The sequence below is a fragment of the Micromonospora sp. WMMD737 genome (genome assembly GCF_049179055.1).
Taxonomy (GTDB): Bacteria; Actinomycetota; Actinomycetes; order Mycobacteriales; family Micromonosporaceae; genus Micromonospora; species Micromonospora reichwaldensis.
Genome location: NZ_JBMHMH010000001.1, coordinates 5750725 through 5775159, shown reverse-complemented (window position 1 = coordinate 5775159; position 24435 = coordinate 5750725). Strand labels below are relative to the sequence as shown.

Annotated in this window: 24 protein-coding genes and 1 tRNA gene; 12 read left to right on the top strand and 13 right to left on the bottom strand. The window is 73.2% G+C overall.

Features of this window, described 5'->3' with window-relative positions; genetic code table 11:
* Nucleotides 1-32: 32 nt before the first annotated feature.
* The gene (locus ACN27A_RS25735; RefSeq protein WP_421457174.1) at nucleotides 33-884 is read left to right on the top strand and encodes an alpha/beta fold hydrolase; all 852 of its coding nucleotides are present in this window, start codon (nucleotides 33-35) and stop codon (nucleotides 882-884) included.
* A 95-nt stretch (nucleotides 885-979) separates the two neighbouring features.
* Here ACN27A_RS25735 and metG read toward each other — a convergent pair whose 3' ends face one another.
* A complete protein-coding gene (gene metG, locus ACN27A_RS25730) occupies nucleotides 980-2782 on the bottom strand; it encodes a methionine--tRNA ligase (RefSeq protein ID WP_421457173.1) in 1803 nt (600 codons plus the stop codon).
* Between the two features lie 149 nt (nucleotides 2783-2931).
* On the opposite strand from metG, the gene ACN27A_RS25725 reads away from it, so the two are divergent.
* Nucleotides 2932-3930, top strand: a complete 999-nt coding sequence (locus tag ACN27A_RS25725; RefSeq protein ID WP_421457172.1) for a hypothetical protein — start codon at nucleotides 2932-2934, stop codon at nucleotides 3928-3930.
* Nucleotides 3931-3992: 62 nt separating this feature from the next.
* On the opposite strand, the gene ACN27A_RS25720 is transcribed toward ACN27A_RS25725, so the two are convergent.
* Nucleotides 3993-4247, bottom strand: a complete 255-nt coding sequence (locus tag ACN27A_RS25720) for a flavin reductase (RefSeq protein ID WP_421457171.1) — start codon at nucleotides 4245-4247, stop codon at nucleotides 3993-3995.
* Nucleotides 4247-4555, bottom strand: coding sequence for a hypothetical protein (locus ACN27A_RS25715; protein WP_421457170.1), 309 nt, complete (start codon nucleotides 4553-4555; stop codon nucleotides 4247-4249). Before ACN27A_RS25715 ends, ACN27A_RS25720 begins: the two co-directional genes overlap by 1 nt.
* A 383-nt stretch (nucleotides 4556-4938) precedes the next feature.
* Between ACN27A_RS25715 and ACN27A_RS25710 the strand changes: the two genes are divergently transcribed.
* Together ACN27A_RS25710 and ACN27A_RS25705 are read left to right on the top strand one after the other, a co-directional pair.
* Nucleotides 4939-5706: a DUF5753 domain-containing protein gene (locus ACN27A_RS25710; protein ID WP_421457169.1), complete on the top strand. Its 768-nt coding sequence runs from the start codon at nucleotides 4939-4941 to the stop codon at nucleotides 5704-5706.
* Entirely contained in the window at nucleotides 5697-5888 is a 192-nt protein-coding gene (locus ACN27A_RS25705; RefSeq protein ID WP_421457168.1) for a DUF397 domain-containing protein, read from the top strand. Before ACN27A_RS25710 ends, ACN27A_RS25705 begins: the two co-directional genes overlap by 10 nt.
* A gap of 388 nt (nucleotides 5889-6276) precedes the next feature.
* Here the strand turns inward: ACN27A_RS25705 and rsmI are convergent, their stop codons facing one another.
* Nucleotides 6277-7143 (bottom strand): 16S rRNA (cytidine(1402)-2'-O)-methyltransferase, encoded by an 867-nt coding sequence (gene rsmI, locus ACN27A_RS25700; protein ID WP_370518919.1) that lies wholly within the window; start codon nucleotides 7141-7143, stop codon nucleotides 6277-6279.
* Nucleotides 7144-7209: 66 nt separating this feature from the next.
* On the opposite strand from rsmI, the gene ACN27A_RS25695 reads away from it, so the two are divergent.
* Complete coding sequence (locus ACN27A_RS25695; RefSeq protein WP_421457167.1) at nucleotides 7210-8925, top strand: dolichyl-phosphate-mannose--protein mannosyltransferase; 1716 nt, start codon at nucleotides 7210-7212, stop codon at nucleotides 8923-8925.
* Nucleotides 8926-9380: 455 nt separating this feature from the next.
* Nucleotides 9381-10034, top strand: a complete 654-nt coding sequence (locus tag ACN27A_RS25690; protein ID WP_421457166.1) for an HNH endonuclease family protein — start codon at nucleotides 9381-9383, stop codon at nucleotides 10032-10034.
* Nucleotides 10035-10078: 44 nt separating this feature from the next.
* On the opposite strand, the gene ACN27A_RS25685 is transcribed toward ACN27A_RS25690, so the two are convergent.
* On the bottom strand, nucleotides 10079-10348 hold the full coding sequence (locus ACN27A_RS25685; RefSeq protein WP_421457165.1) for a hypothetical protein: 270 nt from the start codon (nucleotides 10346-10348) through the stop codon (nucleotides 10079-10081).
* A gap of 268 nt (nucleotides 10349-10616) precedes the next feature.
* On the opposite strand from ACN27A_RS25685, the gene ACN27A_RS25680 reads away from it, so the two are divergent.
* Nucleotides 10617-11273 (top strand): 4'-phosphopantetheinyl transferase family protein, encoded by a 657-nt coding sequence (locus tag ACN27A_RS25680; RefSeq protein WP_421457164.1) that lies wholly within the window; start codon nucleotides 10617-10619, stop codon nucleotides 11271-11273.
* Nucleotides 11274-11394: 121 nt separating this feature from the next.
* Entirely contained in the window at nucleotides 11395-12585 is a 1191-nt protein-coding gene (locus ACN27A_RS25675; RefSeq protein ID WP_421457163.1) for a hypothetical protein, read from the top strand.
* Nucleotides 12586-12672: 87 nt separating this feature from the next.
* On the opposite strand, the gene ACN27A_RS25670 is transcribed toward ACN27A_RS25675, so the two are convergent.
* Entirely contained in the window at nucleotides 12673-13362 is a 690-nt protein-coding gene (locus ACN27A_RS25670) for a hypothetical protein (protein WP_421457162.1), read from the bottom strand.
* 322 nt (nucleotides 13363-13684) lie between these two features.
* Between ACN27A_RS25670 and ACN27A_RS25665 the strand changes: the two genes are divergently transcribed.
* Nucleotides 13685-15043 carry a glycosyltransferase family 2 protein gene (locus tag ACN27A_RS25665; protein ID WP_421457161.1) on the top strand — a complete coding sequence of 453 codons (1359 nt, stop codon included), beginning with the start codon at nucleotides 13685-13687 and terminating at the stop codon, nucleotides 15041-15043.
* An 86-nt stretch (nucleotides 15044-15129) separates the two neighbouring features.
* Here ACN27A_RS25665 and ACN27A_RS25660 read toward each other — a convergent pair whose 3' ends face one another.
* The gene (locus tag ACN27A_RS25660) at nucleotides 15130-16083 is read right to left on the bottom strand and encodes a helix-turn-helix domain-containing protein (protein ID WP_421457160.1); all 954 of its coding nucleotides are present in this window, start codon (nucleotides 16081-16083) and stop codon (nucleotides 15130-15132) included.
* Between the two features lie 105 nt (nucleotides 16084-16188).
* Between ACN27A_RS25660 and ACN27A_RS25655 the strand changes: the two genes are divergently transcribed.
* On the top strand, nucleotides 16189-17220 hold the full coding sequence (locus ACN27A_RS25655) for a saccharopine dehydrogenase family protein (protein WP_421457159.1): 1032 nt from the start codon (nucleotides 16189-16191) through the stop codon (nucleotides 17218-17220).
* A gap of 239 nt (nucleotides 17221-17459) precedes the next feature.
* Here the strand turns inward: ACN27A_RS25655 and ACN27A_RS25650 are convergent, their stop codons facing one another.
* On the bottom strand, nucleotides 17460-18359 hold the full coding sequence (locus ACN27A_RS25650; protein ID WP_421457158.1) for a phosphotransferase family protein: 900 nt from the start codon (nucleotides 18357-18359) through the stop codon (nucleotides 17460-17462).
* Between the two features lie 104 nt (nucleotides 18360-18463).
* Between ACN27A_RS25650 and ACN27A_RS25645 the strand changes: the two genes are divergently transcribed.
* Entirely contained in the window at nucleotides 18464-19243 is a 780-nt protein-coding gene (locus ACN27A_RS25645; RefSeq protein ID WP_421457157.1) for a class I SAM-dependent methyltransferase, read from the top strand.
* A gap of 66 nt (nucleotides 19244-19309) precedes the next feature.
* Here ACN27A_RS25645 and ACN27A_RS25640 read toward each other — a convergent pair.
* A tRNA-Ala gene (locus tag ACN27A_RS25640) sits at nucleotides 19310-19383 on the bottom strand.
* A 238-nt stretch (nucleotides 19384-19621) separates the two neighbouring features.
* Here ACN27A_RS25640 and ACN27A_RS25635 point away from each other — a divergent pair.
* Nucleotides 19622-20365: a class I SAM-dependent methyltransferase gene (locus tag ACN27A_RS25635; RefSeq protein ID WP_421457156.1), complete on the top strand. Its 744-nt coding sequence runs from the start codon at nucleotides 19622-19624 to the stop codon at nucleotides 20363-20365.
* Between the two features lie 8 nt (nucleotides 20366-20373).
* Here the strand turns inward: ACN27A_RS25635 and ACN27A_RS25630 are convergent, their stop codons facing one another.
* The 4 genes from ACN27A_RS25630 to ACN27A_RS25615 form a co-directional block, all read right to left on the bottom strand.
* Nucleotides 20374-21165 carry a hypothetical protein gene (locus tag ACN27A_RS25630; RefSeq protein ID WP_421457155.1) on the bottom strand — a complete coding sequence of 264 codons (792 nt, stop codon included), beginning with the start codon at nucleotides 21163-21165 and terminating at the stop codon, nucleotides 20374-20376.
* A gap of 178 nt (nucleotides 21166-21343) precedes the next feature.
* The gene (locus ACN27A_RS25625) at nucleotides 21344-21994 is read right to left on the bottom strand and encodes a GNAT family N-acetyltransferase (protein ID WP_421457154.1); all 651 of its coding nucleotides are present in this window, start codon (nucleotides 21992-21994) and stop codon (nucleotides 21344-21346) included.
* A 161-nt stretch (nucleotides 21995-22155) separates the two neighbouring features.
* Entirely contained in the window at nucleotides 22156-23469 is a 1314-nt protein-coding gene (gene glp, locus ACN27A_RS25620; RefSeq protein WP_421457153.1) for a gephyrin-like molybdotransferase Glp, read from the bottom strand.
* Entirely contained in the window at nucleotides 23466-24428 is a 963-nt protein-coding gene (locus ACN27A_RS25615) for a UTP--glucose-1-phosphate uridylyltransferase (RefSeq protein WP_132231570.1), read from the bottom strand. Before ACN27A_RS25615 ends, glp begins: the two co-directional genes overlap by 4 nt.
* Nucleotides 24429-24435 lie beyond the last annotated feature (7 nt).

Below are 24435 nucleotides of genomic sequence, written 5' to 3'. Positions count from 1 at the left end.
GCGTCCGACCGTCACGTGACCAGGAGACGCGCATGCCTTTCATCACCGTGGGGACGGAGAACTCCGCCCCCGTCGACCTGTACTACGAGGACCACGGCTCCGGTCAGCCGATCGTGCTGATCCACGGTTTCCCGTTCAACGGGGCGACCTGGGAGAAGCAGGTCGGACCGCTGCTGGCTGCCGGGTACCGGACGATCACGTACGACCGGCGGGGCTTCGGCAACTCGGCGCAGCCGGCGTCCGGGTACGACTACGACACGTTCGCCGCCGACCTCGACGTGCTGATGACGGAGTTGAACCTGCGGAACGTGATCCTGGTCGGTCACTCGATGGGCACCGGCGAGGTGACCCGCTACCTGGGCGTGTACGGCTCGCAGCGGGTGGACCGGGCGGTGCTGCTGGCCCCGCTCGCGCCGTTCCTGCTGAAGACCTCGGACGACCCGGAGGGGGTCGAGAAGAGCCTCTTCCAGGGCTTCCAGCAGGCCATCATCGACGACCGGTTCGCCTACCTCACCACCTTCTGCGAGGCGTTCTTCAACTACCAGGAGAACAAGGGCAGGCTGGTCAGCGAGGAGGCGTTCCGGGCGCACTGGGAGATCGGCGCCCGGGCCTCGGCGAAGGGCACCCACGACAGCGTGGACGCCTGGCAGACCGACTTCCGGGGCGACGTGTCCCGCATCGACGTGCCGGTGCTGATCGTGCAGGGCGACGCCGACGCGGTGCTGCCGTACCCGGCGACCGGTCAGCGGCTGCAGCCGATGCTGCCCGGCAGCCAGCTGGTGACGCTGAAGGGCGCGCCGCACGGCATCCCGTGGACGAACGCGGCCGAGGTCAACCGCAGCATCATGGACTTCATCGGCGCGCCGGCGATGGCCCGCGCCTGACGCGCCACCGGCTCCGGGTCCGGGCGTGGCGGCCGGCACGACGGCGACGGGCGCGGCCCCCTCGGGGGTCGCGCCCGTCGGCACGCAGGCGGCCGTCAGTCGGCCAGGCGGGCGAGTTCCTCGTCGACGATCGACGGGTCGAGCTTGCGGAAGACCGGCTTCGGCGCGGCCAGCGGCCGGCCGGCCTCCAGCGGTACGGACTCCCAGCGCGCGCCGACGGTGTAGTCGCCGGTCAGCACCGGGTACGCGGGCCCGCCGTCGAGGTCCTCGACCTCCTCGATGACCGGCATCGGGGCGTGCACGCCGGTGCCGCCGAGCAGCTCGTGCACCTGCTGCGCGGAGTGCGGCAGGAACGGGGTGAGCAGCGTGTTGGCGTCGCTGACCACCTGGAGGGCGACGTGCAGGATGGTGCCCATCCGGGGCTTGTCGTCCTCGCCCTTGAGCTTCCACGGCGCCTGCTCGGAGAGGTACCGGTTGGCCTCGGCGACCACCCTCATCGCCTCGCCGATGGCCTGCTTCTGGCGGTGCCGGGCGATCAGGTCGCCGACCGTCGCGAAGCCGGCCCGGGCGACCGCGAGCAGCGCCTCGTCGGCCTCGGTGAGGCCGGCCGGGTCGACGGGCGGGATCGCGCCGAAGTTCTTCGCCGCCATGGAGACGGACCGGTTGACCAGGTTGCCCCAGCCGGCGACCAGCTCGTCGTTGTTGCGGCGCAGGAACTCGGCCCAGGTGAAGTCGGTGTCGTTGCTCTCCGGGCCGGCGGCGGCGATGAAGTAGCGCAGCGCGTCGGCGTCGTAGCGCTCCAGGAAGTCCCGGACGTAGATCACGACCCGTCGCGACGAGGAGAACTTCTTCCCCTCCATGGTCAGGTATTCGCTGGAGACCACCTCGGTGGGCAGGTTGAGCCGGCCCAGCTCGCCCGGCGCGCCGTCCCGGCTGCCCTCGCCCGAGTAGCCGGAGAGCAGCGCCGGCCAGATGACCGAGTGGAAGACGATGTTGTCCTTGCCCATGAAGTAGTAGGCGCGGGCGTCCTTCCCCTCCCCGTCGGTGGACCACCACCGGCGCCACGCCTCGGGGTCGCCGGAGCGGCGGGCCCACTCGATCGAGGCGGACAGGTAGCCGATCACCGCGTCGAACCAGACGTAGATCCGCTTGTCGGGGCGCTCGCGCCAGCCGTCGAGCGGGATCGGCACGCCCCACTCCAGGTCGCGGGTGATGGCCCGGGGCTGGAGGTCGTCGAGCAGGTTCTTCGAGAAGCGCAGCACGTTGGGCCGCCAGCCCTCGCGGGTGTCGAGCCACTGCCGCAGCACGTCGGCCAGGGCGGGCAGGTCGAGGAAGAAGTGCTCGGTCTCGACGAACTTCGGGGTCTCTCCGTTGATCCGCGATTTCGGGTCGATCAGGTCGATCGGGTCGAGCTGGTTGCCGCAGTTGTCGCACTGGTCGCCGCGGGCGCTGTCGTAGCCGCAGATCGGGCAGGTGCCCTCGATGTAGCGGTCGGGCAGCGTCCGGCCGGTGGACGGGGAGATCGCCCCCATGGTGGTCTTCGGGACGATGTAGCCGTTGCGGTACATCCCCTCGAACAGCTCCTGCACCACCGCGTAGTGGTTGCGGGTGGTGGTGCGGGTGAACAGGTCGTAGGAGAGCCCGAGGCCGTGCAGGTCCTCCACGATCACCCGGTTGTAGCGGTCGGCCAGCTCGCGCGGGGTGACCCCGTCGGCGTCGGCCTGCACCTGGATGGGGGTGCCGTGCTCGTCGGTGCCCGACACCATGAGCACGTCGTGCCCGGCCATCCGCATGTACCGGCTGAAGACGTCGGAGGGAACGCCGAAACCGGAGACGTGGCCGATGTGGCGCGGGCCGTTGGCGTACGGCCAGGCGACCGCCGCGAGAACGTGACTCATGACCAGCAAGCCTAGTGACCCGCTCGCGGTGACCGCGAACCAATAGGGTCCCCGGCCCGGCGGCCCGGCGGGACCGGGTCCGATGTTCGCCCGATTTGTCGCCGACACGCGGCCTGAGCTGCCGGCGGACTCCCTGGTCGCGGGGTGCAATGAACGCCGTGACTGGCAGACGAGCGGCCCGGGATCGTGACGACCGTCCCTCCGGCCCGACGGACGGCGGCGCGGGGAGGACGCCGCGCGGCACCCGCGCGCCGCACCCCCGGGCGGTCCAGGCCGCCGCGCCGCCGGAGTCGCCACCGGAACCGCCCGTCGAGGCCGCCGGACCGGTGGCGGCCCCGCCGTCCGCCGCGCCCGCCGTCGAGGTGGAGCCCACGACCGGGGCGCCGGTCGACGCCGTGCCGCGCCGGGTCCCCGTCCGGCAGCCGAACCGCTGGCCCCGCCGGGGGCGTCCGTCCGCCGGCGACGCGCCGGACCGGGATGACGGCGGGCGTACGCCGGACGGCGGGGACGCATCCGACGGTGCCGACGGGGCGTACTGGCCGCCGATCGAGCTGGTGCACTGGGACGGCACGCCGATCCGGGAGGAACCGCCGCACGAGCGGGAGCGATCGGCCCGGGAGGATGCCGCGCGGCGGCGGGCCCGGCGCACCCCACGTCCGCCCGATCCGCTGCCGGGGCTGGCCGCCCTGCTGGCGCTGAGCCTGGTCGCGGCGTTCTTCGCCTGGGTCAGCGCGGGCCCGTTCTGGCTGGCGGTGGGGCACGCCACCCGGGGCACGGTGGTGATCGCCGACTGCACCGGTGCCGGCCTCGCGCAACGCTGCCGCGGCAACTTCGCCCCCGCCGACGACACGTGGACCGCGTACGGCGTGCGGGTGAGCGGGGTGGCCGCGGAGCGCACCGCGACCGGCACGATCCTGCCGGCCCGGATGACCGGCCCGGACGGCGGCACCGCGTACGCGGACACCGGCGCGGCCGGGCACCTGCGCTGGCTGCTCGGCCTGCTGGTGGTGCTGGGCTGCGGCGCGGGGATCGTCCGGTGGACCGGGTCCGCCCGGATCGCCGACCCCCGCGCCCGCCGCTGGGCCGTGGCCGTCGCCCTGGGCAGCCCGCTGGTGATCACCGCCGGCTTCCTCGTCGCCGCCTGGTGAACTCCCGGGTGGTGCCGCCGGGTGCGCCCCGGGCAGACCGCCCGACGGCCACCTCACCCCTGTCAGAGGACGGGCGTCGCCCAGTGCAGGAAGCGCCGGTCGAGATCGCCCCACGGGGTGCCGCGGTCCAGCTCGGCCAGCTGCTCGGCAGCCTCGGCCTTCAGCGTCGCCAGGTGGACCATCAGGGCCGTGCGGTTCTCGCGGTACTCGGCCAGCAGCCGCAGCTTCGCCGCCGAGCAGGGCCAGGCGATCCCGCACGACTGGCAACGCCAGGTGGGCCGCGACGGCAGATGCGGCAGGATTCGGCGGGAAACCATCAGCCCACCGCCACGGGTGTGCGGGAGGGCGGCTGGCGGGTCAGGGGGGTGGTTCGCCCGGGCGTGGCACGCTGCCAGCTCACCCCCTCGCGCAGGACGAACAGCTCCCGCTTCGCCACGGCGGCGCCGTGCGCGTCGAGCTGATAGCCCTCGAACCACAGCCAGCCGTACGGCGGGTGCCGCTCGGGGATCTCGCGGATCACGCGGACGAAGATCGGCTTCGTGAACTGCGGGGACGCGGCGCGGGCCAGGTGGACGACGTCCCCGGCCTTCAGCTTTCGCTCGGGGAGCGGCTTGCGTGCGCTCATCGGCGGCCCACGTCCCAGCGGTCGAGCCAGCGCGAAGCGGGAACGGCGTTGTTCATGCGCCCCGGCCCCCGGTACGGCGGGACGAAGGGGCCGATCGGCCCCGGCACGACCGGTCGGGCCGGCGGCGGGTCGTCCTTCGGCGCGGGCTTTCCCGCAGGCTTCGGCCTGTCCTCGGGCATGGCTCCCCCTCACACCGGTAGTCGGTGAGAGGGCCGCCACGAGTGCTTCCCGGGGCGGCCCCCTCGTCAGCACGACCGGCGGGCTTCGGGTGCCTCCACCGGCTCGCGCCGTCTCGAAAAGCCACCTTGCCCCATGTGTTGGGACCGATACACAGCGTTCGTTAAGGTCAGGTGGACGCGGGGGACGTCCATTCAGGAGGCGCTGTGAATCACGGACTCATCGCGGCGATGGCGCAGGCGGGAGAGACGGCAGACAGCCTTGCAGGTCAAGTAGGGGTTGATCCAAAGACCGCGCAGCGCTGGGTGAACCCTGGACGTGTGCCACGCCCCCGCCACCGTTCCCAGATCGCCACGCTTCTCGGTCGGGACGTAGGGGACCTTTGGCCGGACGTACTGAAGCGGCGGGAGCCCCCGTGGTTTAGGGCGTGGGCCGATATCGAGCGCGAAGCCCTTTCGCTGCGGTGGTTTGAGCTTGCGTGGGCTCCGGGCCTACTCCAGACGGAGGCATACGCGCGGGCGACGCTCGCGGGTGAGGCGCTGACGCAGGCCGAGGCGGACGACCTCGTGATGGCCCGCATCACCCGGAAAGCGATCCTGCACCGGGACCGGCCGCCGTTGCTCGTCGCCGTCATTGACGAGATGGTCTTGCGACGCACGGCCGGCGGCGACCGGGCGATGATGCGGGCGCAGTGCGAGCATCTCGCGCAATGCGCGAGCCTGCCATCGGTACAGGTCCACGTCGTGCCGGCTGAGGCGGGCATCTACTCGGGCCACGGCGGGCCGTTCACGATCGCGGAAATGCCGGACGGCGCGCGGGTGGCGCACGTAGACGGCCAGGCAAAAGCGCAGATAGTCGAGTCGCAGGAGGAGATTGCTACCCTCGAACGCAGGTGGGCGCGTATAAACGGTGACGCGCTGTCCCGCGCTCAATCCCTCTCCCTGATCACGGAAGCGGCGAAGACATGGACCTGACCGGCGCGCAGTGGCGTAAGAGCACCAAGAGCGGTAACAACGGCGGCAACTGCGTCGAGGTCGCCGACAACCTGGCCGGCATCGTCGGTGTGCGCGACAGCAAGGACCCGAGCGGGCCGGCGCTGGTCTTCGCCCCTACCGCCTGGCGGGCCTTCGTCACCCAGGCCGCCAAGCGGGCCTGACCGACCGCAGACGCGCGAAAGCGCCCGTCCCCATGCCGGGGGCGGGCGCTTCGCTTCGCCTGGCGCGACGCACCACGTTTGCGCGTTCCAGTGCGCGGATGGCGCACCGAAACGGCTGAGCGCGCCATCGGCCGCGGGGCTCCTCGGGGGGCATCCGGCAGCCGGCGGCCCCGGTACGGTGCCCGGCATGGGTGCATCAAGCCATGGCACATCGCCACGCTGTGCTGTCTCGTCACGTCCGTCGCGCTCATCGGCGGTCTGATCTGGTATCTGGTTTCGCGGGCCAACCGCCGCTAGCCGGGGCCGGCGGCGCTTGTCCGATCGGCTTCGGGGGCGGGCCAGCCGGTCCGGGGCCGACACCTTCGCCGGTCGCCGACGCACGGCTTCGTCAGGCGTGCACGACGGCGTAGACGTCGCGGCGGCGCAGGGCGTACTCCGTGGCGACCTCGGTGATCGCGTCCCGGCGGGACAGCCCGGCGGCCTCGCGGGCGGCGACGGCGGCCCGCAGCGTGTCGTCGTCGGGCCGCTCGGGGGCCGACTCGGGCGCGCCGGCCACGACGAGGGTGATCTCGCCGCGCGGCTCCCCCTCGGCCGCCCAGTCGGCCAGCTCGCCGAGTGGTCGGCGGACGATCTCCTCGTACGTCTTGGTCAGCTCGCGGCAGAGCGCGGCAGGCCGGTCGGCGCCGAACGCGGCGGCCAGGTCGGCGAGCGCGGCGGCGATCCGGTGCGGCGCCTCGAAGAAGACAAGCGTCCGTTCCTCGGCGGCCAGCGCCCGCAGGCGGGACCGGCGGGCGCCGCCGGTGCGCGGCAGGAAGCCCTCGAAGCAGAACCGGTCGCAGGGCAGGCCGGACAGTGCCAGGGCGGTGGTGACCGCGCTCGGGCCCGGCGCGGCGGTGACCGGCACGCCGGCGTCGAGGGCGGCCCGGACCAGCCGGTAGCCCGGGTCGGAGACGCTCGGCATGCCGCCGTCGGTGACCAGGGCGACCAGGTAGCCGGCGGTCAGCACGTCGACCAGCTCGGGGGTGCGCCGCTCCTCGTTGCCCTCGAAGTAGGACACGATGCGGCCGCCGACGGTGACGTCGAGGTCGCGGGCCAGCCGGGTCAGCCGGCGGGTGTCCTCGGCGGCCACCACGTCCGCGGCGGCGAGCACCTCGCGGAACCGGGCGGAGGCGTCGGCGGGGTTGCCGAGCGGCGCGCCGAGCAGGACCAGGCGCCCGGTTTCGGACTTTTCACCCACGAGATGCAACTCCTTCATCGACGGCTTTACCGGTATCGGGGACGACGGGCGCCACCGGGCACCTTCGCAGCCTACGATCGCCGGGTGACGAGTGCGTCGACAGCACAGAGCGCGGACCAGGCGGGGCAGGACCTCACGGACGGCGGTCCGCCGGAGGGCAGGTCCCCGGCTTCCGGTGGGATCCCCGGCGTGGTCCGGCGGCGGCTGGCGACCGTCGAGGCCCGGCTGGACGGGCGTTCCTGGCTCGCCACCGGCGTGATCGTCGCCATCGCGGCGATCCTGCGCTTCGTCGGCCTGAGCCACCCGCCGGGCAAGATCTTCGACGAGACCTACTACGCCCGGGACGGCTGGGGGCTGATCGACAAGGGCGTCGAGTGGAACTACAAGGACGGCGGCCCGTCGTACGTGGTCCACCCGCCGCTGGGCAAGTGGCTGATCGGGTTCGGCGAGTGGGCCTTCGGCTACTCCGACACCGAGCACGGCATCTCCGTGCCGGGGCACCTGATGACGACGGCGCCGGAGTTCGGCTGGCGGGTCTCGGCGGCGGTCGTCGGCACCCTGTCCGTGCTGCTGCTGGTCCGCATCGGCCGCCGGATGTTCCGCTCGACCGCGCTGGGCTGCGCCGCCGGCCTGCTGCTCGCGCTGGACGGCTTCCACCTGGTGCTCTCCCGCACCGCGCTGCTCGACATCTTCCTGCTGTTCTTCGTGCTGGCCACGTTCGGCGCCCTGGTGCTCGACCGGGACGCCCGGCGCCGCCGGTGGGCCCGGGCGCTGGAGGCCGGCCTGGACCCGGGCCGGCCCGGGCGGGCCGGGCGGCCGGCGGGCGGCTGGCGGAACTGGCCGTGGTGGCGGCTCGCCGCCGGCGTCCTGTTCGGCTGCGCCTGCGCGGTCAAGTGGAGCGCGCTCTACTTCCTGCCCGTCTTCGCGCTGCTGGTGATCCTCTGGGAGGTCGGGGTCCGCCGCTCCGCCGGCGTACGCCGCCCGTGGCGGGACGCCCTCCTCGACGAGGTGCCGTGGCTGGTGCTGGCCGGCGTGCTGATGGTGCTCACCTACGTCGCCACCTGGTCCGGCTGGCTGCTCAGCGACGAGGGCTACTACCGGCTGGCCGAGCGCTACCCGAACGCCCCGCTGAGCGACACCCCGGTCTTCGGCGCGTTGAACAACCTGATCGAGTACCACAAGGCCGCGTACGGCTTCCACGCCGGCCTCGACGACCCGCACAAGTACCAGTCGTGGCCGTGGCAGTGGCTGCTGCTCGGCCGGCCGGTCGCCTTCTACTGGGTTGGCGACGGGCCCTGCGGGGCGCCGAGCTGCGCCTCCGAGATCCTGCTGCTGGGCACCCCGTTGCTCTGGTGGTCGTTCCTGCCCGCGCTGGCGGCACTGGCCTGGCTGGGCCTGGCCCGGCGGGACTGGCGGGCGGGGGCGATCCTGCTCGTCGTGGCGGCCGGCCTGCTGCCCTGGTTCTGGTTCGCGCTCGACGGCCGGACGATGTTCTCCTTCTACACCGCGCCGGTCCTGCCGTTCCTGGTGCTGGCGGTGGTCTACGTGCTCGGCGCGATCATCACACCGGCCGGTCCACCGGGCGCCGTCGCCGCGCAGCTGGGAGACGGCGGCCCCGCCGCCGCCCGCGTCGAGTCGGACGAGGTCCGGGACCGTCGGCTGGTCGGCGGGGTGATCGCCGGGGCGTACGTCCTGCTGGTCGCGCTCTGCTTCGCGTACTTCCATCCGATCTTCGTCGGGAAGGTGCTGCCGTACGCCGAGTGGTCGGCGCGGATGTGGCTGGACGGCCGCTGGATCTGACGGACGGCACGGCACCCGCCGCGCGCCCCGGGCGGCGCGGCGGGTGCACAAAAGAACGGGCCCGCACGCGGTGGCGTGCGGGCCCGTTCGACGTAGATGCGCGCCCCGATCGCCTGCCACGGGGGAAGCGGGCGATTGGGGCGCGCATCAAGAGCTTAACCACCACCTACCACTGGCACAACGGGTCGACTTCGGTCAGATTTCCGACCAACGCGACACCGCACGGATGGTTTACATCCGGCACCTAACGGTCCGTCATCTTGCGCAAACGGTACGGATCGGCACCGCAGCGGGAACGGGATCTGCCAGATTTCGCAGTGATCGGGATTCCCATCGATGGGAGACTTCCCGTAACGTATCGATCGATTTGGTTCTCCAGTAACCCTGGGTCCGGTCCGTCGGCACCCGGGCCGGTTGCACTGTCAGCCATCCCGATCGATCGGACGGAGTTCACGATGACCCGTACCCTCCGCTGGACCGGCGGCCTGCTGGCCACCGTCACCGCCGCCACCCTCGGCCTGTCCGCCCCCGCCCACGCGGCCACCGTCTCGGTGCCGCTGCGCACCCTCGTCGCCGACCTGCCGGTGGCCACCGAGGTACGCACCGGCTACAACCGGGACCTGTTCCCGCACTGGACCGACGCGGACTCCGACGGCTGCAACACCCGGTACGAGGTGCTGATCGCCGAGGCCACCACCCGTCCCACGGTGGGCTCCGGCTGCCAACTGACCGGCGGGCGCTGGCGCTCCTACTACGACGCCGCCTACTGGACCAACCCGTCCGACCTGGACATCGACCACATGGTTCCGCTCGCCGAGGCATGGGACTCGGGGGCCCGGAACTGGACCACGTCGCGGCGGCAGGCGTTCGCCAACGACCTCGGCGACGCCAGGTCGCTGGTCGCGGTGACCGACAACGTCAACCAGGCCAAGGGCGACCAGGATCCGGCCACCTGGCAGCCCACCAACGAGAAGTGCCGCTACGTCGGCGAGTGGGTGGCGGTGAAGACCCGGTGGCGGCTGAGCGTCGACAGCGCCGAGAAGAGCGCGTTGACCAGCCGGGCGAACTCCTGCACGAACATCACGATCACGGTGACGCACGCGTACTGACCGCCGGGCACCCCGGGGCGACCGGTCGCCCCGGGGTGCGGTCGTCAGGAGGCCCGGGGGTTGCGGGGCAGCCAGCCGAGGAAGCGGTCCTGGAGGGACGTGCCGGCGGACGGCGGCAGGTCCTGCGCGGCGGCCGCGAGACAGGACCCCAGGTACACGCTGAGCATGGCGCGGTCCCGCCGGTACTCCTCCAGGAGGCGGGACCGCTTGGCCGGGCACGGCCAGTCCGCCCCGCACGTGCCGCAGGTCCAGCCGGGAGCAAGTGGAGCGTGCTCGTCCGTGCCGGACGCCGAGGACTCCGCACCACCGGTCATCGCACTCCCTCTCCGGATCACGTGGCGGCCCGCCCCGGCGGGCCGGTCGACAGTGGACCGACCCCGCCCACCGGCGACGCCCTGTCAGCGCCGCGGGACGCTGCGGCGTTACACCTTGCGGTACGTTCACCAACCATGACCCTCGCGACGCCGACCGTGGACGGGGCGCCGACCCGGCGGTCCGGCCGCCAGCCGCCGCACCGGCCACCGGCCGGCGGGCTCGACGCCAGGTGGGCGCGCGTGCGGTCGTACCTGTCGGCAGGCGGCGATGCGTGACCTGCTGCCGCCGTCCGTGGCGGTGGCCGTGGCCGGGCCGGCGGACTGGGTCGGCGAGCTGCTGCCGGCCGAGCGGGCCTGCCTGAGCGAACGCGCGGTGGACAGCCGCCGCCGCGACTTCACGGCCGGACGGGTCTGCGCCCGGCGGGCGATGACCGCGCTGGGCGTGCCCCCGGTGGCGGTGCCGACGGCCGCAGATCGGTCGCCGGTCTGGCCGACAGGTGTGGTCGGTGCCATCACCCACACTGCGGGCTACTGCGCGGCCGTCGCCGCCCGCGCCGGCGAGGTCCGGTCGGTCGGCATCGACGCCGAGGGGCACCGGGAGCTCAACGCGGGCGTACGCCGGCTGATCTGTCTGCCCGAGGAGCAGGAGCGGTGCGCCCGCCTGCCGGTGGGCACCTCCTGGCCGGCGGTGCTGTTCAGCGCCAAGGAGACGATCTACAAGGTGTGGCACCCGGTCGTCGGCACGTGGCTGGACTTCCACGACGCGCTGGTGGAGTTGGATCCGGACGCCGGCACCTTCACCGCCCGCATCGCCCCGGCGCGACTCGACGCGGCTCCGCTCGCCCGTCCGCCCGCGCTGGTCACCGGCCGGTTCGCGGTGGACGACGCGCTGGTCCGCACCGCCGCCGTGCTGCTGCCCGGTTGACCCGGGCACGGAATCCGAACAGGGGACGGCGCGGCGCTGCCGGAGACGCGAAGATGGTCCGTTGTCCGCGCACGGTAGCGTCAGCCGCGTTTGCCGTCGTCGTCAGGTGCCTAGGAGTACGGTGAGTCACCCCCCGCCCCCTTACGGGCCGCAGGATCCGAACCGACCGAGCCCGGAGCAGCAGCCGCAGCCGTACCCGCCGGCACCGATGCCGCAGTTCCCCGCCGACCAGGGCGGCCACCCGCCGCAGCCGCCGACCTCCGGCGCCCCGCAGACCACGGGCGACCCGTGGGCCCCGCTCCCGCCCGTGCCGCCGCAGCAGCCGGCCGGCGACCCGTGGGCCGCGCCGCAGCCGCCGGTCTCCGGGGCACCGCAGCCCCCGGTGTCGGGCGCGCCCGGCGAGCCGTGGGCGCAGCCCCCGGTCTCGGGGGTGCCGCAGCCGCCGGTCTCCGGGGTGCCGCAGCCGCCGGTGTCCGGGATGCCGGGCGAGCCGTGGGCCGCCCCGCACCAGCCGACGTCGGGCACGCCGTACCCGCCGGTGTCCGGCACGCCCGGGTATCCGGCCGCCGGGCCCGGCTACCCGCCGCCAGGTGGGCCCGGCTACCCGCCGCCCGGTGGGCCCGGCTACCCGCCGCCCGGTGGGCCCGGCTACCCGCCGCCCGGTGGGCCCGGCTACCCGGGCGGCGCGCCCGGCTATCCCCTCGGCGCGCCGCATCCGGTCGCGCCGCCGAAGAAGAACAAGACCGTCCTGATCGTCGTGGCCGTGGTGGCCGTGCTGGCCCTGCTCTGCTGCGTCGGCGGTGTCGTCGCGCTCGTCGCCGGCGCCAACAAGGCGGCGAACGACCTGGAGAAGGCCGCCGCCCCGAGAATCACGTTGCAGCCGGACGGCCCCTCCCCGGCGGCGAGGGACGGCGAGAACTTCAACCTGAGGCCCGGCGCCACCCTGGTGGTCTCCGACGACGACGGCACCATCGAGATCACGGTCACCCGGTTCACGACGGAGACCAAGGGCTGCCGGTCGTACGCCCCGCCCCCCGACAAGGGCATGTACCTGATCGCCCACGTCACCGCGACGGTGACCAAGGGCAAGAGCTCCATCAACCCGTTCTACTTCAACTGGGTGGCCGCCAACGGCACCACCGCCAACGGCCTGGCGAGCGCGCTCTCCGGCTGCGGCGACACCCTGGGCTCCGGCAACAACCTGCCCGAGGGCAGCAAACGCGCGGGCACGGTGGTGTTCAACGTGGCCGACAAGAACGGCGCGCTGGAATACCAGCACAGGTTCCAGACCACCGGCTCCTGGCGGCCGTGATCCACAGCTCGTGACGGGAGGCCGGCCCCCTGGGGTCCGGCCTCCCGCGCTCTTCCCGCCGGCCGTCCCGTCGGGGGTCGGCGCTCGTCAGCGGCCCTGCTCCAGCAGGTCGGCGACCGTGATCAGCGGGGTCACCAGCGACGGCACCAGGGCGGCGTCCTCCAGCCGGCCGCGCCGGTAGGTGACCAGTTCCGCCCCCCGCACGCTCCAAGCCGGCACCGCTCCCGCCAGGTGCGCGGCGATCAGGGTCGGCCCGACCAGCGCCTGCTGCCCCGGGGCCGCCGCGGCCACCCGCCACTGCCGGTCGAACTCCTCGTGCCCGGTGGCGAAGGTGTCGCTGCCGAACAGCGCGCGGCCCAGCTTCGAGAACGCGTGGCGCGGTCCGACCGCGAGCGCCGGGAACGACCGCCGCAGCCACACCGAGCAGACGACGTACGTGTGGGTGTGCGTGGTGGTCGTCTGGTTGCCGTCCGCGCCGGTCGAGCTGTGCGTCTCGGTGTACGCGTACTCGGCCACGCAGACGGGTCGGCCCTGCAACGTCCCGGTCAGCGCGAACCGCACGCCCCGGCGGTTGCGGCCCGGCACCCGGTCGGTCCAGGTGATCTGGGGCCGCTCGGCGAAGGTCCAGCCGTACCGGGCGGCCCACTGTCGCCAGTGCTCCCGCCGCTCCCGCTCCCGCCGGTGGGACGCCACGACCAGCGCGACGACGCCCGCCACGAGCAGGACGAGGACCGCCGCGCAGCCGCCCATCCAGAACACACCCGCCATCCGCTCCACGGGCCGCAGCGTAGTGACCGGCCGCACGCGCGCCCGTCCCCGTACGGTGCCGGTTGCCGGCCGGGTCGCCGGGTCTCCTCGACGCCGCGCCCCGCGTTCGTCACCCGGCGTCGTCGGGACCCCTGTCGATCCACTGATCGCACCCCAGACATCGACGAATCGATTGATCCTCATTTGGCGCGCTGCTTAGCTCCCACCGGCACCGTCGACGACGACGGTCCTGGCCGGAACGTGAACCACTACGCGTGACCCGGCCGGGCCGCGCTCCCGCGCGAGGCGCGTCGACGGAAATCGCGCACCACCACCATGACGGGGAAGTCGAATGACGGCACGGACGAACGACGCGGTCGAGCTGAGCGTGGTCATACCCACCTACCAGGACGCGCAGTGCCTGGCGCTGACGCTGCGGTCGTTGACGCGACAGACGGTGAGCCCCGAGCGCTTCGAGGTGGTGGTCATCCGCGACGGCGGCTCCCCCGCCGGTTACGCCGACGCCGTCGAGGCCGCCACCGGTCTCGACCTCCGCCTGCTGGAGTTCCCCCGACGGCGGGGACGCTCCGCAGCCCGCAACGAGGCCGTCCGGCACACCCGGGCGCCGCTGCTGTTGTTCCTCGACGCCGACTCGTACGCCTCCCCGCAGTTGCTGGAGCGCCACCTGGCCCACCACGCGGTCGCCGGCCGGCCCGCCGTGCTGATGGGCCGGCGCGACGAGCTGAGCCTGGAGCACGTCGAGGCCGCCCTCGACGACCGGGAGATGGCCGACGTCCCCCGCCGCCGCGCGGACCGCGCCGGCGACCTGCGCTTCCCGCACGGTCAGCCCCCGGGGGCGGAGTGGCTCCGGGCGGGCTGGGCGCTCGCCTACACCCACAACATCTCGCTCGCCCGGGACCTCTTCGACCGGGCCGGGGGGTTCGACGAACGCTCCGGGCTGCGCTGGGGCCTGGAGGACATCGAGCTGTTCTACCGGGTGCACCGGCACCTCGGCGTGACCGAACTGAACTTCGCCTTCGACGACGAGGCCCGCGCCTTCCACCTCCCGCACCACCGCAACACCGACCGCAACTGGTCCGACTTCGCGGCCAACCGGAGCCTCCTGACCGGGCAGTACCACGTCATCGAATGGGAGTTCTACGGCCTGCTGGACGTGTACGACTCGCTGGAGCGCATCGTGTACTACCGCTCCGCGGCCACCGACTGCGCGCGGCGCTCGACGTGCCGGATCGGGCCGGCGTTCGACCGGCTCGCCGACCGCCTGCCCGGCCCCCGCGTGCTGTGGGTGGGCACCGGCAGCGATCAGGTCGACCTGCCGACCGGGGCGCTGACCTTCGACTACGCCGCCCCGCCGGGCCCGACGAACCACCACCTGGTCGGCGTGGACCCGCCCATCCCGCCGGCCAGCCTCGACGCGGTGGTCAGCGTCGACTTCTGGCGGTACCTGCGGTGGGACGACCTCTGCCGGTTCGTCAACACCTCCGGACGGCTCGCCCGCGAGGTGCACCTGGTCGGCACGGGCGACACCGGATCGGCGCCGCTCACCCCGGGGCCGGCGGTGCTGGACTACCTGCGACGCACCCTGAGCGCCGCGTTCGCCACCAGGCTGACCCACGTCGACGGGCTCGGCGAGGTGCTCACCCTGCGGCCCCTGCCTGCCGCCGCGCGGAGGAGCCCGGCGCGCGTGTGACGTCGCCAAGGGGACCGCAAGCGGCCACCGGTACACGGGTCAGGCGGGCGGCCGGAGCAGGGCCGCGCCGGCCCCGTGGTGGCTCGTCAACGCGCGCCGGACCGGGTGCTGCGGAAGGTGCGGCGGTAGGTGTCCGGGGGCACGCCGACGGTGCGGTTGAAGTGCCGGCGCAGCGTCGCGGCGGTGCCCATGCCGGTGGCCGCCGCGATGGCGTCGATGCTGTCGCCGGTGGTCTCCAGCAGCTCCTGGGCGTGCCGGATCCGCTGTGTCAGCAGCCATTGCAGCGGGGTGGTGCCGGCCACCGACCGGAAGTGGCGGCCCAGGTTGCGCGAGCTCATGTTCGCCCGGCGGGCCAGGTCCTCCACGGTCAACGCGTGGTCGAGCCGTTCGATCGCCCAGGAGAACAGCTCGGCGAGCGGATGGTCGTCCTGGTCGGGCACCGGGGCGGTGACGTACTGGGCCTGGCCGCCGGCCCGGTGCGGGGGTACGACCAGGCGGCGGGCGAGCGTGTTGGCGACCGCCGAGCCGTGGTCGAGGCGGACCAGATGCAGGCACAGGTCCATCGCGGCGGCCTTGCCGGCGGAGGTGAGCACGCTGCCGTCGTCCACGTAGAGCACGTCCGGATCGACCTGCACCCGGGGATAACGGGCCGCCAGGGCCTCGGTGTGCGCCCAGTGCGTGGTCGCCCGTCGGCCGTCCAACAGGCCGGCGGCGGCGAGCACGAACGCGCCCGTGCACAGGGAGGCCACCCGTGCGCCCGCCTCGTGGGCCGCGCGCACCGCGTCGACGAGGTCGGCGGGCGGGTCCACGTCGACGTCGACCCACCCGGGAACGATCACCGTGTCGGCGTGCACGAGCTGGTCGAGCCCGCAGTCGGGCTCCAGCCGGAACCGGCCGACCCGCACCGCGCCCGATCCGCAGACGGTGACGCCGTACCAGGGGTCGACCACACCGGTCAGGTCGGCGCCGAAGACCTCGTACGCCAGGGACAGCTCGAAGTGCAGCATCCCGTCGGTGACGGCCAGCGTGACGGTAGCCATGTCCGAAACTGTACGGCAGGTGTCGTTCCAGACACTCGCGCCGCCGATCCACCGCCACCAGGATGAACGGAGTTGATCAATCAGGCACGGAAACTGGGAGAGCTGATGGGATCGGGTCGGACGGTTGCGGTCTTCGGCGCGTACGGGCACACCGGGCGCTTCGTGGTGGCGGAGTTGCGCGCTCGCGGGTTCGTACCGCTGCTCTGCGGACGTGACGCGGACAAGCTGCGGGCGCTCGCGGCGTCCTGTCCGGGTCTCGACATCCGGCCGGCCCCGGTCGACGACCCGGCCTCGCTCGACCGCGCGCTGGCCGGCGCGGCCGCGGTGGTCAACTGCGCCGGGCCCTTCGCCGTGACCGCCGCCCCCGTGATCGAGGCGGCGCTGCGCGCCGGGATCCCGTACGTGGACGTGGCGGCCGAGATCGAGGCCAATCTCGACACCTTCACGCACTTCGCCGATCGCGCCCGTGCCGCGGGAACCGTGGTGGTCCCCGCGATGGCCTTCTTCGGCGGCCTCGGCGACCTGCTGGTCACCGCGGCGATGGGTGACTGGACGGCGGCCGACGAGGCCCACGTCGCGTACGGGTTGAGCGGTTGGCATCCCACGCCCGGGACCCGCGCCGCCGGCACGGTCTCCCGGCAGCGCAGGGACGGCCGGCGCGTCCGCTTCAGCCAGGGACGACTGGAGTACCGCGACGACGCCCCGCCGGCTGTGCGGTGGCCCTTCCCCGAGCCGATGGGAACCCGGGCCGTGATCGGCGAGTTCAGCATGGCCGACATCGTCACCGTCCCCAGCCACCTGGCCATCCCCGAGGTCTGCACCTACATGACGGTCGAAGCGGCCGGCGAACTGGCGGCCCCGGCGACACCGGCACCGACCGCCGTCGACGACAGCGGACGGTCCGCGCAGACCTTCGTCGTCGACGCCGTCGTGCGCAACGGTGGTGTGCGACGGCGTGCCGTGGCGAGCGGCCAGGACATCTACGCCGTCAGTGCGCCTCTCGCCGTGGAGGCCGTCGACCGTGTCCTCACGGGACGGACCAGGACCGTCGGCGTCGCCTCCGCCGGCGCGATCTTCGACGCGCCCGACTTCCTCCGCGCCCTCTCCGGGCACGTCTCGGTCGACCTGCGCCCGTAGGCCTTCGTCCGGTCGCCCTCGGTGTCGCCATCGTCGTGGTGGTCGCCGGAACGGCAGGAACTACCGCTCGGCGACGGTCACGATCGTCAGGTAGGTAGCGCCGCCAAGTCATTGCCTCGTCGGTGCGGGAGACCGCACCGACGAGGCATCGATCTATTTCCATGGCGAGTCCGGGCGCGTCAGCGTCGCAGCCATGGTGGGTGGGCGGGTGCGGCACCGAGCGGGAGCCGGTCAGGTCGTCAGTGAGCTCGCAGAACGTGCTCAAGCCGCTGCTCGAGTCGGCTGCGAGCGAGGTCGTCACTGATGCTCAGTCCGGAGTCGCGCCATGGCTGGACGACTTTCACCGGGTCCGGCAGGTAGCCGACGATGTCCATGACGTTCCAGTACCGGCACTCGTCCTCGTCGGGACGGTCATCAGCCCGGCGACGGTACGCGTTCGTGAATCTGGCTCCAGCCTCAACGCCGTGCAACATCGCCAGACAGGTCGCGGCATGTGCCACGTCCAGGGTCGCCGGTCCCCACGATGTCTCGACCCAGTCCACGACGCCGCTGACGCGCCCCTGCGACCACAGCAGATTCCCCAGATGAAAATCTCGGTGCAGGAACGTACCGGCATAGGCCGGTCCGGGTTGGTCCAGCAGCTCGAACGCCTGATGCCAGAGCTGTCGCCGCTGCGCCCACGGCGGCACGACTCGTTTGTCCGGCGCCGCCCAGGACTGGTACAGCCGTGGCCTGTCCCGGCCGGGCGCGAACTGGTGGATGCTGACGAGGACCTGCGCCATCGCCTCCAGGATGCCGTCCGCGGCAGAGGTCAGGCACAGACGTCCGGGCAGCCAGGACATGAGGTGTGCCGGTGCCCCGGCGGAGTCCCCGGACAGATCGAGGGCGACACTTCGAGGCGCTGGGATCGATGACCGTTGCAGCTGGTGCTGGACAGCCGCCTCCCTGGAAAGCAGCCCGGCAGCGTGTCGGCGCCACGGCTCCTTCGTCATCAGTCGGAGTACCGCCTGTTCGCCGTCGTGTCCGGTCAGGCCAAGCATGGTGGACGTGCAACCACCCGTGAGACGCCGCACCCTGGTGATCCGACGCTGCCAAGCCGACTCGACCCAGCGAATCTCGCGCCCGGTCGCACTGCCCACGAGTACCACTCTGTCATCGGCACGTCCGGGCGCGTGCCGGGGTGACACCGGTGGCGCGGCGTAGCGCGCCCAGCCTGGTCAGTCCAGCTCTGTAACGTGGGGCCATGCCTCTCGACCCGGTAGCACACAACCGCACCGCCTGGGACCGGCAGGTCGAGCAGGGCAACGAGTGGTCACGCCCCGTCTCCAGCGAGACGATCGCCAGGGCGCGGGCCGGCGACTGGTCGGTCGTCCTGATCGGCTACCAGCCCGTCGACCGCTCCTGGTTCCCCGCCGAACTCGCGGGTACGGACGTCCTGTGTCTGGCCTCGGGCGGCGGGCAGCAGGGTCCGACGCTGGCTGCCGCCGGCGCCCGGGTCACCGTCTTCGACAACTCGCCGCGTCAGCTCGAACAGGACGAGTCGGTCGCCCGGCGCGACGGCCTGGAGCTGCGTACCGTCCTCGGGGACATGCGCGACCTGTCGGCGTTCCCGGACTCCTCGTTCGACCTGGTCTTCCACCCCGTGTCGAACCTGTTCGTGCCCGAGCTCGCGCCGGTGTGGCGGGAGTGCTTCCGGGTGCTGCGACCGGGCGGGACGCTGCTGTCCGGCTTCCTCAACCCGGACGTCTTCCTCTTCGACAACGAGGCGCTGGACCAGCGCGGCGAACTGGTGGTGCGCCACCGGCTGCCGTACAGCGACCTGACCCATGTCCCGGCGGCGGAACGCGAACGCCTGTGGGGCGCGGACGCGCCGCTGGAGTACAGCCACACGATGACCGCGCAGATCGGCGGTCAGCTCGCCGCCGGCTTCGTCATCGTCGGCTTCGAGGAGGCGCCGCACCACTCCGACGCCACCGCCGGATGGCTGCCCGGCTACTTCGCCACCCGGGCGGTCAAGCCGTGACGGCGCGCTGCCGTACGAGATCGAAAAAGGCCGTCTCCGACGAACGGAAACGGCCTTCGAAATGGGTGGAGTTGAGGGGATTCGAACCCCTGACCCCCTCGATGCGAACGAGGTGCGCTACCGGACTGCGCCACAACCCCTCCGCCGGCGGACCGGCATCGGTCCCACCCGGCTTTCACCGGGCGGGCCGGCTCCAAGGCTAACAGGTTCACCGCCCCCGCCGCGAATCCACCCCCCCGCGCGCCGAGATCTTGGCACGAAACGGCCCCTCCGGGGGCCGCCAGCCACCAAGATCTCGAAGAGGACCCCAAGCAGGGGGCGGCCGGTGGGCGCGAAAGTCGGTGGACATCGCGGGCGGTGGTGGGAAGCGTGGGGCGGATGCGACAGGAAGACGTCTGGAACGACGACACCGCCCGCCGCTACGACACCCCCGGCACCGGCATGTTCGCCCCCGAGGTGCTGGGGCCGACCGTGGACCGGCTGGCCGAGCTGGCCGGCGGCAGGGCGGCACTCGAATTCGCCGTCGGCACCGGCCGGGTGGCCGTCCCGCTCGCCGCGCGCGGGTTGCCGGTCAGCGGCATCGAGCTGTCCCGCCCGATGGTGGAGCGGCTGCGGACGAAGGTGGACGAGGCGACCGTTCCGGTGGTGATCGGTGACATGGCGACCGCCACCGCCCCGGGCGAGTTCTCGCTGGTATACCTCGTCTACAACACGATCTCGAACCTGCTCGCCCAGTCCGAGCAGGTGGCCTGCTTCCGCAACGCCGCCCGCCACCTCGCCCCGGGCGGCCGGTTCGTGATCGAGTTGTGGGTGCCGGAGCTGCGCAAGCTCCCGCCGGGTCAGGAGGCGACGGTCTGGTCGTCCGAGCCGGGGTACATCGGCCTGGACACCTACGACGTGCTGCGGCAGCAGGTCGTGTCGCACCACTTCCGGTTCGACGAGAGCACGCACGCCCGGCTGTTCCGGTCGCCGCACCGCTACATCTGGCCGGCGGAGCTGGACCTCATGGGTCAGCTGGCCGGGTTCGAGCTGGAGAGCCGGCACGCGGACTGGTCCGGCACCGAGTTCACCGCCGACTCGCGGTCGCACGTGTCCGTCTACCGCCTGCCGGCCCCGAACTGACGTAAGGGTCAGGCCGAGTGGGAGCCGCGGCCGGACTGGTAGGGGCGACCGCGCAGGCCACCCGAGCGGCGGTAGGAGACCGAGCCGCCGTTGGCCGCCGCCGGCAGGTCCGCCGGGCGGTCCAGACCCATCGCGGCACGGCGTACCACCTCGCGCTGGGCCGCCAGGCGGCGCTGCGCCTCGCGGCGGGCCGCCGCCCGGCGGGCCTGCTCCCGCCGCACCTCCGCCTGCCGGGCGGCCAGCCACGCCGCCTCGCGGGCCTGCGCCCGCCGCCGCCGGCGATCCGCCAGCGCCAGCCGCCGCAGGTGTACGACGTACACGACCAGCAGCGCGGCGGTGACCCCGAAACTGATCCAGAAACCGGGGCTGACCACGATCACGCCGATGAGCTCGACGAAGTTCAGCAGCAGCAGCGCGGCGAGCACCCGACGGCGGCGGTAGACGGCGGGGGTGTGCTGTCGGCGGGGCGGCGGCCGGCGGCGGCCCTTGCGGGGGGCCGGCGGCACGGCGCGCAGCCGCTTCGACCGACGCGTCACGGGGGGCGCGGAGACCGGCGCGGAGAGCCCGCCCGTGTTCGCGTCCTCACTGAGCGTGATGATGAGGCTGCGGGGCGGGTGCACCGGGCGGCGCCCCGGCACAGTGCGGCGCCGCCGGCGGCGCTGGAGCACCCGCGCCGTCGACTGCGCCCGCTCCGCCACCAGCCGCTCGGTGGCGTCGTACCGGCGAACCAGCGCCGGGGCGAGGGCGAGCAGACCGGCGGCGGCGAGGACGGCGAGGAGCACCGAGGTCGGCACCCTCACCCCTCCCGTCACCGAATTCGGAGCAACCGCCGCCCGGCCGCAGGATCTTCCACCGATGGTGGTCGGGTGCGCGGATCGTACGGGTGGAGCAGCGCTTGCCACAGCTTGCAGTTACTTGAGGTTACGGGCCGTGGACGCGGATGCTGACACGCCGCGCCGATCCCGTGCGTGGGACGCCTCACCCCGTGGTGGCGCGGAGCCGGCGCCAGCGGGCCAGCAGCCCACCCTCGGCGGCGACCTCCTCGCTGGTCATCGCGTATCCGATATGGTCCCGCCACGCACCGTCGATGTGCATGTAGCGCACGTGGTACGACTCCTCGCGGAAGCCCAGCTTCTCCACCACCCGCCGGGACGGCCGGTTCTCGGGGCGGATGTTCACCTCGACCCGGTGCAGCCCGCCCACGCCGAACGCGTGGTCGACCGCGAGCGCGAGCGCGGTGGGGATGACGCCGCGACCGGCCACCCGGGAGTCCACCCAGTAGCCCACGTACGCCGAGCAGAACGCCCGCCGCACGATGCTGCCCACGTTGAGGTGGCCGACCAGCCGGTCCCGGCCGTCCTCGCGCAGGCAGACGGCGAACGGCATCCCCTCGCCGGTACGCGCCGACCGGCGCTGGTCGCGGTACACCCAGCGGAACGCGGCCGGCGAGTTCAGCTCGTGCCAGCTCCCCGGCACGGACGACTCCCACGGCGCGAGCCACTCCCGGTTGGCGCGGCGCACCTCGGACCAGGCGGCGGCGTCCGAACGCCGGTAGGGCCGCAGCAGCACCGGCCCGTCGGCCAGCACCGCCGGCCACCCCGGCGCCCGCCCGACCCCGAACAGACTCACGGAACAGACCTTCCGCTCACGACCGACGAAACCGAAGCCCGGACCGCGCTCACCGAGCTGACCTTCCGCTCGCGACTGCGGGGCTCGCAAGCTCACTCCTCGCGCTCACCGAGCTGACCTTCCGCTCGCGACTGCGGGGCTCGCAAGCTCACTCCTCGCGCTCACCGGCGCCGGTCCAGCAGGAGGACGTCCACGGTGGATCCGGCCGCCGCGCTGGTCACCCGCTCGCCGAGCACCATCAGCCCGTTCGCCTCGGCCAGCCCGGAGAGGGTGTACGGGCCACCGTTGAGCGGCTGCACCGTGTAGCCGCCGCCGCGCCGCTCGGCGACGTGCGCGGGGCGGAACTCGCGCAGCCCCACCGGGGACGAGATCGTCTCCAGCAGGTGGGCGCGGACGCTGGGCCGGAACACCGGTTCCGCCCCGGCCAGCAGGTTGATCGCCGGGCGGGCCAGCACCTCGAACCCGATCAGGGCGGAGCCCGTGTCGCCGGGCAGGCAGACCACCGGCACCTCCTCGGCGCCGACCGTGCCGAAACCGAGCGAGGTGCCGGGGTAGAGCGCGACCTCGGTGAAGGTGACCGGGCCGGCCCGGCTGCCCTCGCGCCGGGAGAGGATCCGTCGCACCATGTCGCCAGGCCCGGTGCCGGTCCCACCCGTGGTGATGATCAGGTCGGCGCGCAGCGTCTGGTCCTCCAGCAGCCCGCGCAGCCCCTCCGGATCGTCGTCGCAGATGCCCACCCGGTACGCCAGGGCGCCCACCTCGGCCGCGGCGGCGGTCAGCGCGTGCGAGTTGGCGTCGACCGTCTGGCCGGGCTGGCTGCCCCGGCCCACGTCGACCAGCTCGTCGCCGGTGGCCACGATCACCACGCGGGGGCTGGGCCGGACCACGACGTGCCCGATGCCGGTCGCGGCGAAGACCGCCACCAGCGCCGGCGACACGTAGGTGCCGGCCCGGGCCAGCAGGGTGCCGGCGGGCAGCTCCTCGCCGGCCCGGCGCACCCCGTACCCCCGTTTGGGCACGCGGAAGATCTCCACGGCGGCCATGCCCTGGTCGGTCCACTCGACCGGGACGACCACGTCCGCGGCCAGCGGCAGCGGCGCCCCGGCGGCGACGGAGAAGCAGGCGCCCGGGGTGAGCCGGACCGGCCGCCAGCTCGCCGCGCCGAGGTCGCCGACGACGTTGAGCCGGACGTTGCGCCCGCCCGGCCCGCCGGACTGGGTCGGGACGTAGCCCACGCCCCGACCCCCTCCGGAGATGTCCTCCCAGCGGGCCGCGTACCCGTCCACGGCCGACTGGTCGAAGGCCGGGAAGGAGTGCGGCGCGACGACGTCCTCGGCGAGGACGTTGCCGTGCGCCTGGGTGAGGTCGAGGTCGAGCGGTGGCAGCGCGCGTAACCTGCGCAGCACGCTGCCCAGGTAGTCGGCGAGCGGCGTCAACTCGTTCGCGGCCGCCTCGGCGTCGGCCGACGCTGTCATGTACCAGTCACGCCCGACGCGTCGGAGTTGACGAACTCGGCCAGCCACTTGCGGAACTCGGCGCCGAGGTCGTCGCGCTCGGCGGCGATCTGCACCACGGTCTGGAGGTAGCCCAGCGGCATGCCGGTGTCGTAGCGGGTGCCCCGGTAGACGATCGCGTGCACCGGGGTGCCCTCGCTGCGCAGCAGCTCCATGGCGTCGGTCAGCTGGATCTCCCCGCCGCTGCCCGGCTCCGTCCGCCGGATGGCGTCGAAGATGCTGGCCGGCAGCACGTAGCGGCCCAGCACCGCGAGGTTGCTGGGCGCGTCCTCCGGCTTGGGTTTCTCCACCATGCCGGTGACCCGGACGACCTCGCCGATGTCTGTCAGCTCCGCCTCCGCCGGTTCCACCGAGGCGATGCCGTAGCGCTTCGTCTCGGCCGGGTCGACCTCGAAGAAGGCCAGCACCACGCCGCCGGTGCGCGCCTGGAGCTCCAGCATGGCCGGCAGCAGCGGCTCGGCCGGCTTGACGAACTCGTCGCCCAGCAGCACCGCGAAGGGCTGGTCACCGACGTGCGACTCGGCGTAGCCGACGGCATGGCCCAGGCCGAGCTGCTCGGGCTGCCGGCAGGTGTAGATCTCGGCCAGCTCGCTGGGGCCGCGCACGGCGGCCAGCCGCTCGGCGTCGCCCTTCGCCTCCAGCCGCGCCTCCAGGTCGGGGCGGCGGTCGAAGTGGTCCACCATCGACGTCTTGCCCCGCCCGGTGATCAGCAGGACGTCGCCGATGCCGGCCTGGGTGGCCTCCTCGACGATGTACTGCAGCACCGGCCGGTCGACCACCGGGAGCAGCTCCTTGGGCACCGCCTTCGTGGCCGGCAGGAACCGGGTGGCCAGACCGGCGGCCGGGATGACGGCCTTGACCGCGCGGGAGCGACCGGTTGCGGCGGTCGCCGATGAGGGGTTCGCTGAGTGCTCCGACATGTCGCGA

Excerpts from the sequence above, each read along its gene's own strand:
- metG (WP_421457173.1), bottom strand. The coding sequence starts at position 2,782 with ATGAGTCACGTTCTCGCGGCGGTCGCCTGGCCGTACGCCAACGGCCCG.
- ACN27A_RS25725 (WP_421457172.1), top strand. The coding sequence starts at position 2,932 with ATGAACGCCGTGACTGGCAGACGAGCGGCCCGGGATCGTGACGACCGT.
- ACN27A_RS25680 (WP_421457164.1), top strand. The coding sequence starts at position 10,617 with ATGCGTGACCTGCTGCCGCCGTCCGTGGCGGTGGCCGTGGCCGGGCCG.
- ACN27A_RS25720 (WP_421457171.1), bottom strand. The coding sequence starts at position 4,247 with ATGGTTTCCCGCCGAATCCTGCCGCATCTGCCGTCGCGGCCCACCTGG.
- ACN27A_RS25735 (WP_421457174.1), top strand. The coding sequence starts at position 33 with ATGCCTTTCATCACCGTGGGGACGGAGAACTCCGCCCCCGTCGACCTG.
- ACN27A_RS25660 (WP_421457160.1), bottom strand. The coding sequence starts at position 16,083 with ATGGCTACCGTCACGCTGGCCGTCACCGACGGGATGCTGCACTTCGAG.
- ACN27A_RS25635 (WP_421457156.1), top strand. The coding sequence starts at position 19,622 with ATGCGACAGGAAGACGTCTGGAACGACGACACCGCCCGCCGCTACGAC.
- ACN27A_RS25665 (WP_421457161.1), top strand. The coding sequence starts at position 13,685 with ATGACGGCACGGACGAACGACGCGGTCGAGCTGAGCGTGGTCATACCC.
- ACN27A_RS25690 (WP_421457166.1), top strand. The coding sequence starts at position 9,381 with ATGACCCGTACCCTCCGCTGGACCGGCGGCCTGCTGGCCACCGTCACC.
- ACN27A_RS25715 (WP_421457170.1), bottom strand. The coding sequence starts at position 4,555 with ATGAGCGCACGCAAGCCGCTCCCCGAGCGAAAGCTGAAGGCCGGGGAC.
- ACN27A_RS25705 (WP_421457168.1), top strand. The coding sequence starts at position 5,697 with ATGGACCTGACCGGCGCGCAGTGGCGTAAGAGCACCAAGAGCGGTAAC.
- ACN27A_RS25685 (WP_421457165.1), bottom strand. The coding sequence starts at position 10,348 with ATGACCGGTGGTGCGGAGTCCTCGGCGTCCGGCACGGACGAGCACGCT.
- ACN27A_RS25615 (WP_132231570.1), bottom strand. The coding sequence starts at position 24,428 with ATGTCGGAGCACTCAGCGAACCCCTCATCGGCGACCGCCGCAACCGGT.
- ACN27A_RS25655 (WP_421457159.1), top strand. The coding sequence starts at position 16,189 with ATGGGATCGGGTCGGACGGTTGCGGTCTTCGGCGCGTACGGGCACACC.
- rsmI (WP_370518919.1), bottom strand. The coding sequence starts at position 7,143 with ATGAAGGAGTTGCATCTCGTGGGTGAAAAGTCCGAAACCGGGCGCCTG.
- ACN27A_RS25645 (WP_421457157.1), top strand. The coding sequence starts at position 18,464 with ATGCCTCTCGACCCGGTAGCACACAACCGCACCGCCTGGGACCGGCAG.
- glp (WP_421457153.1), bottom strand. The coding sequence starts at position 23,469 with ATGACAGCGTCGGCCGACGCCGAGGCGGCCGCGAACGAGTTGACGCCG.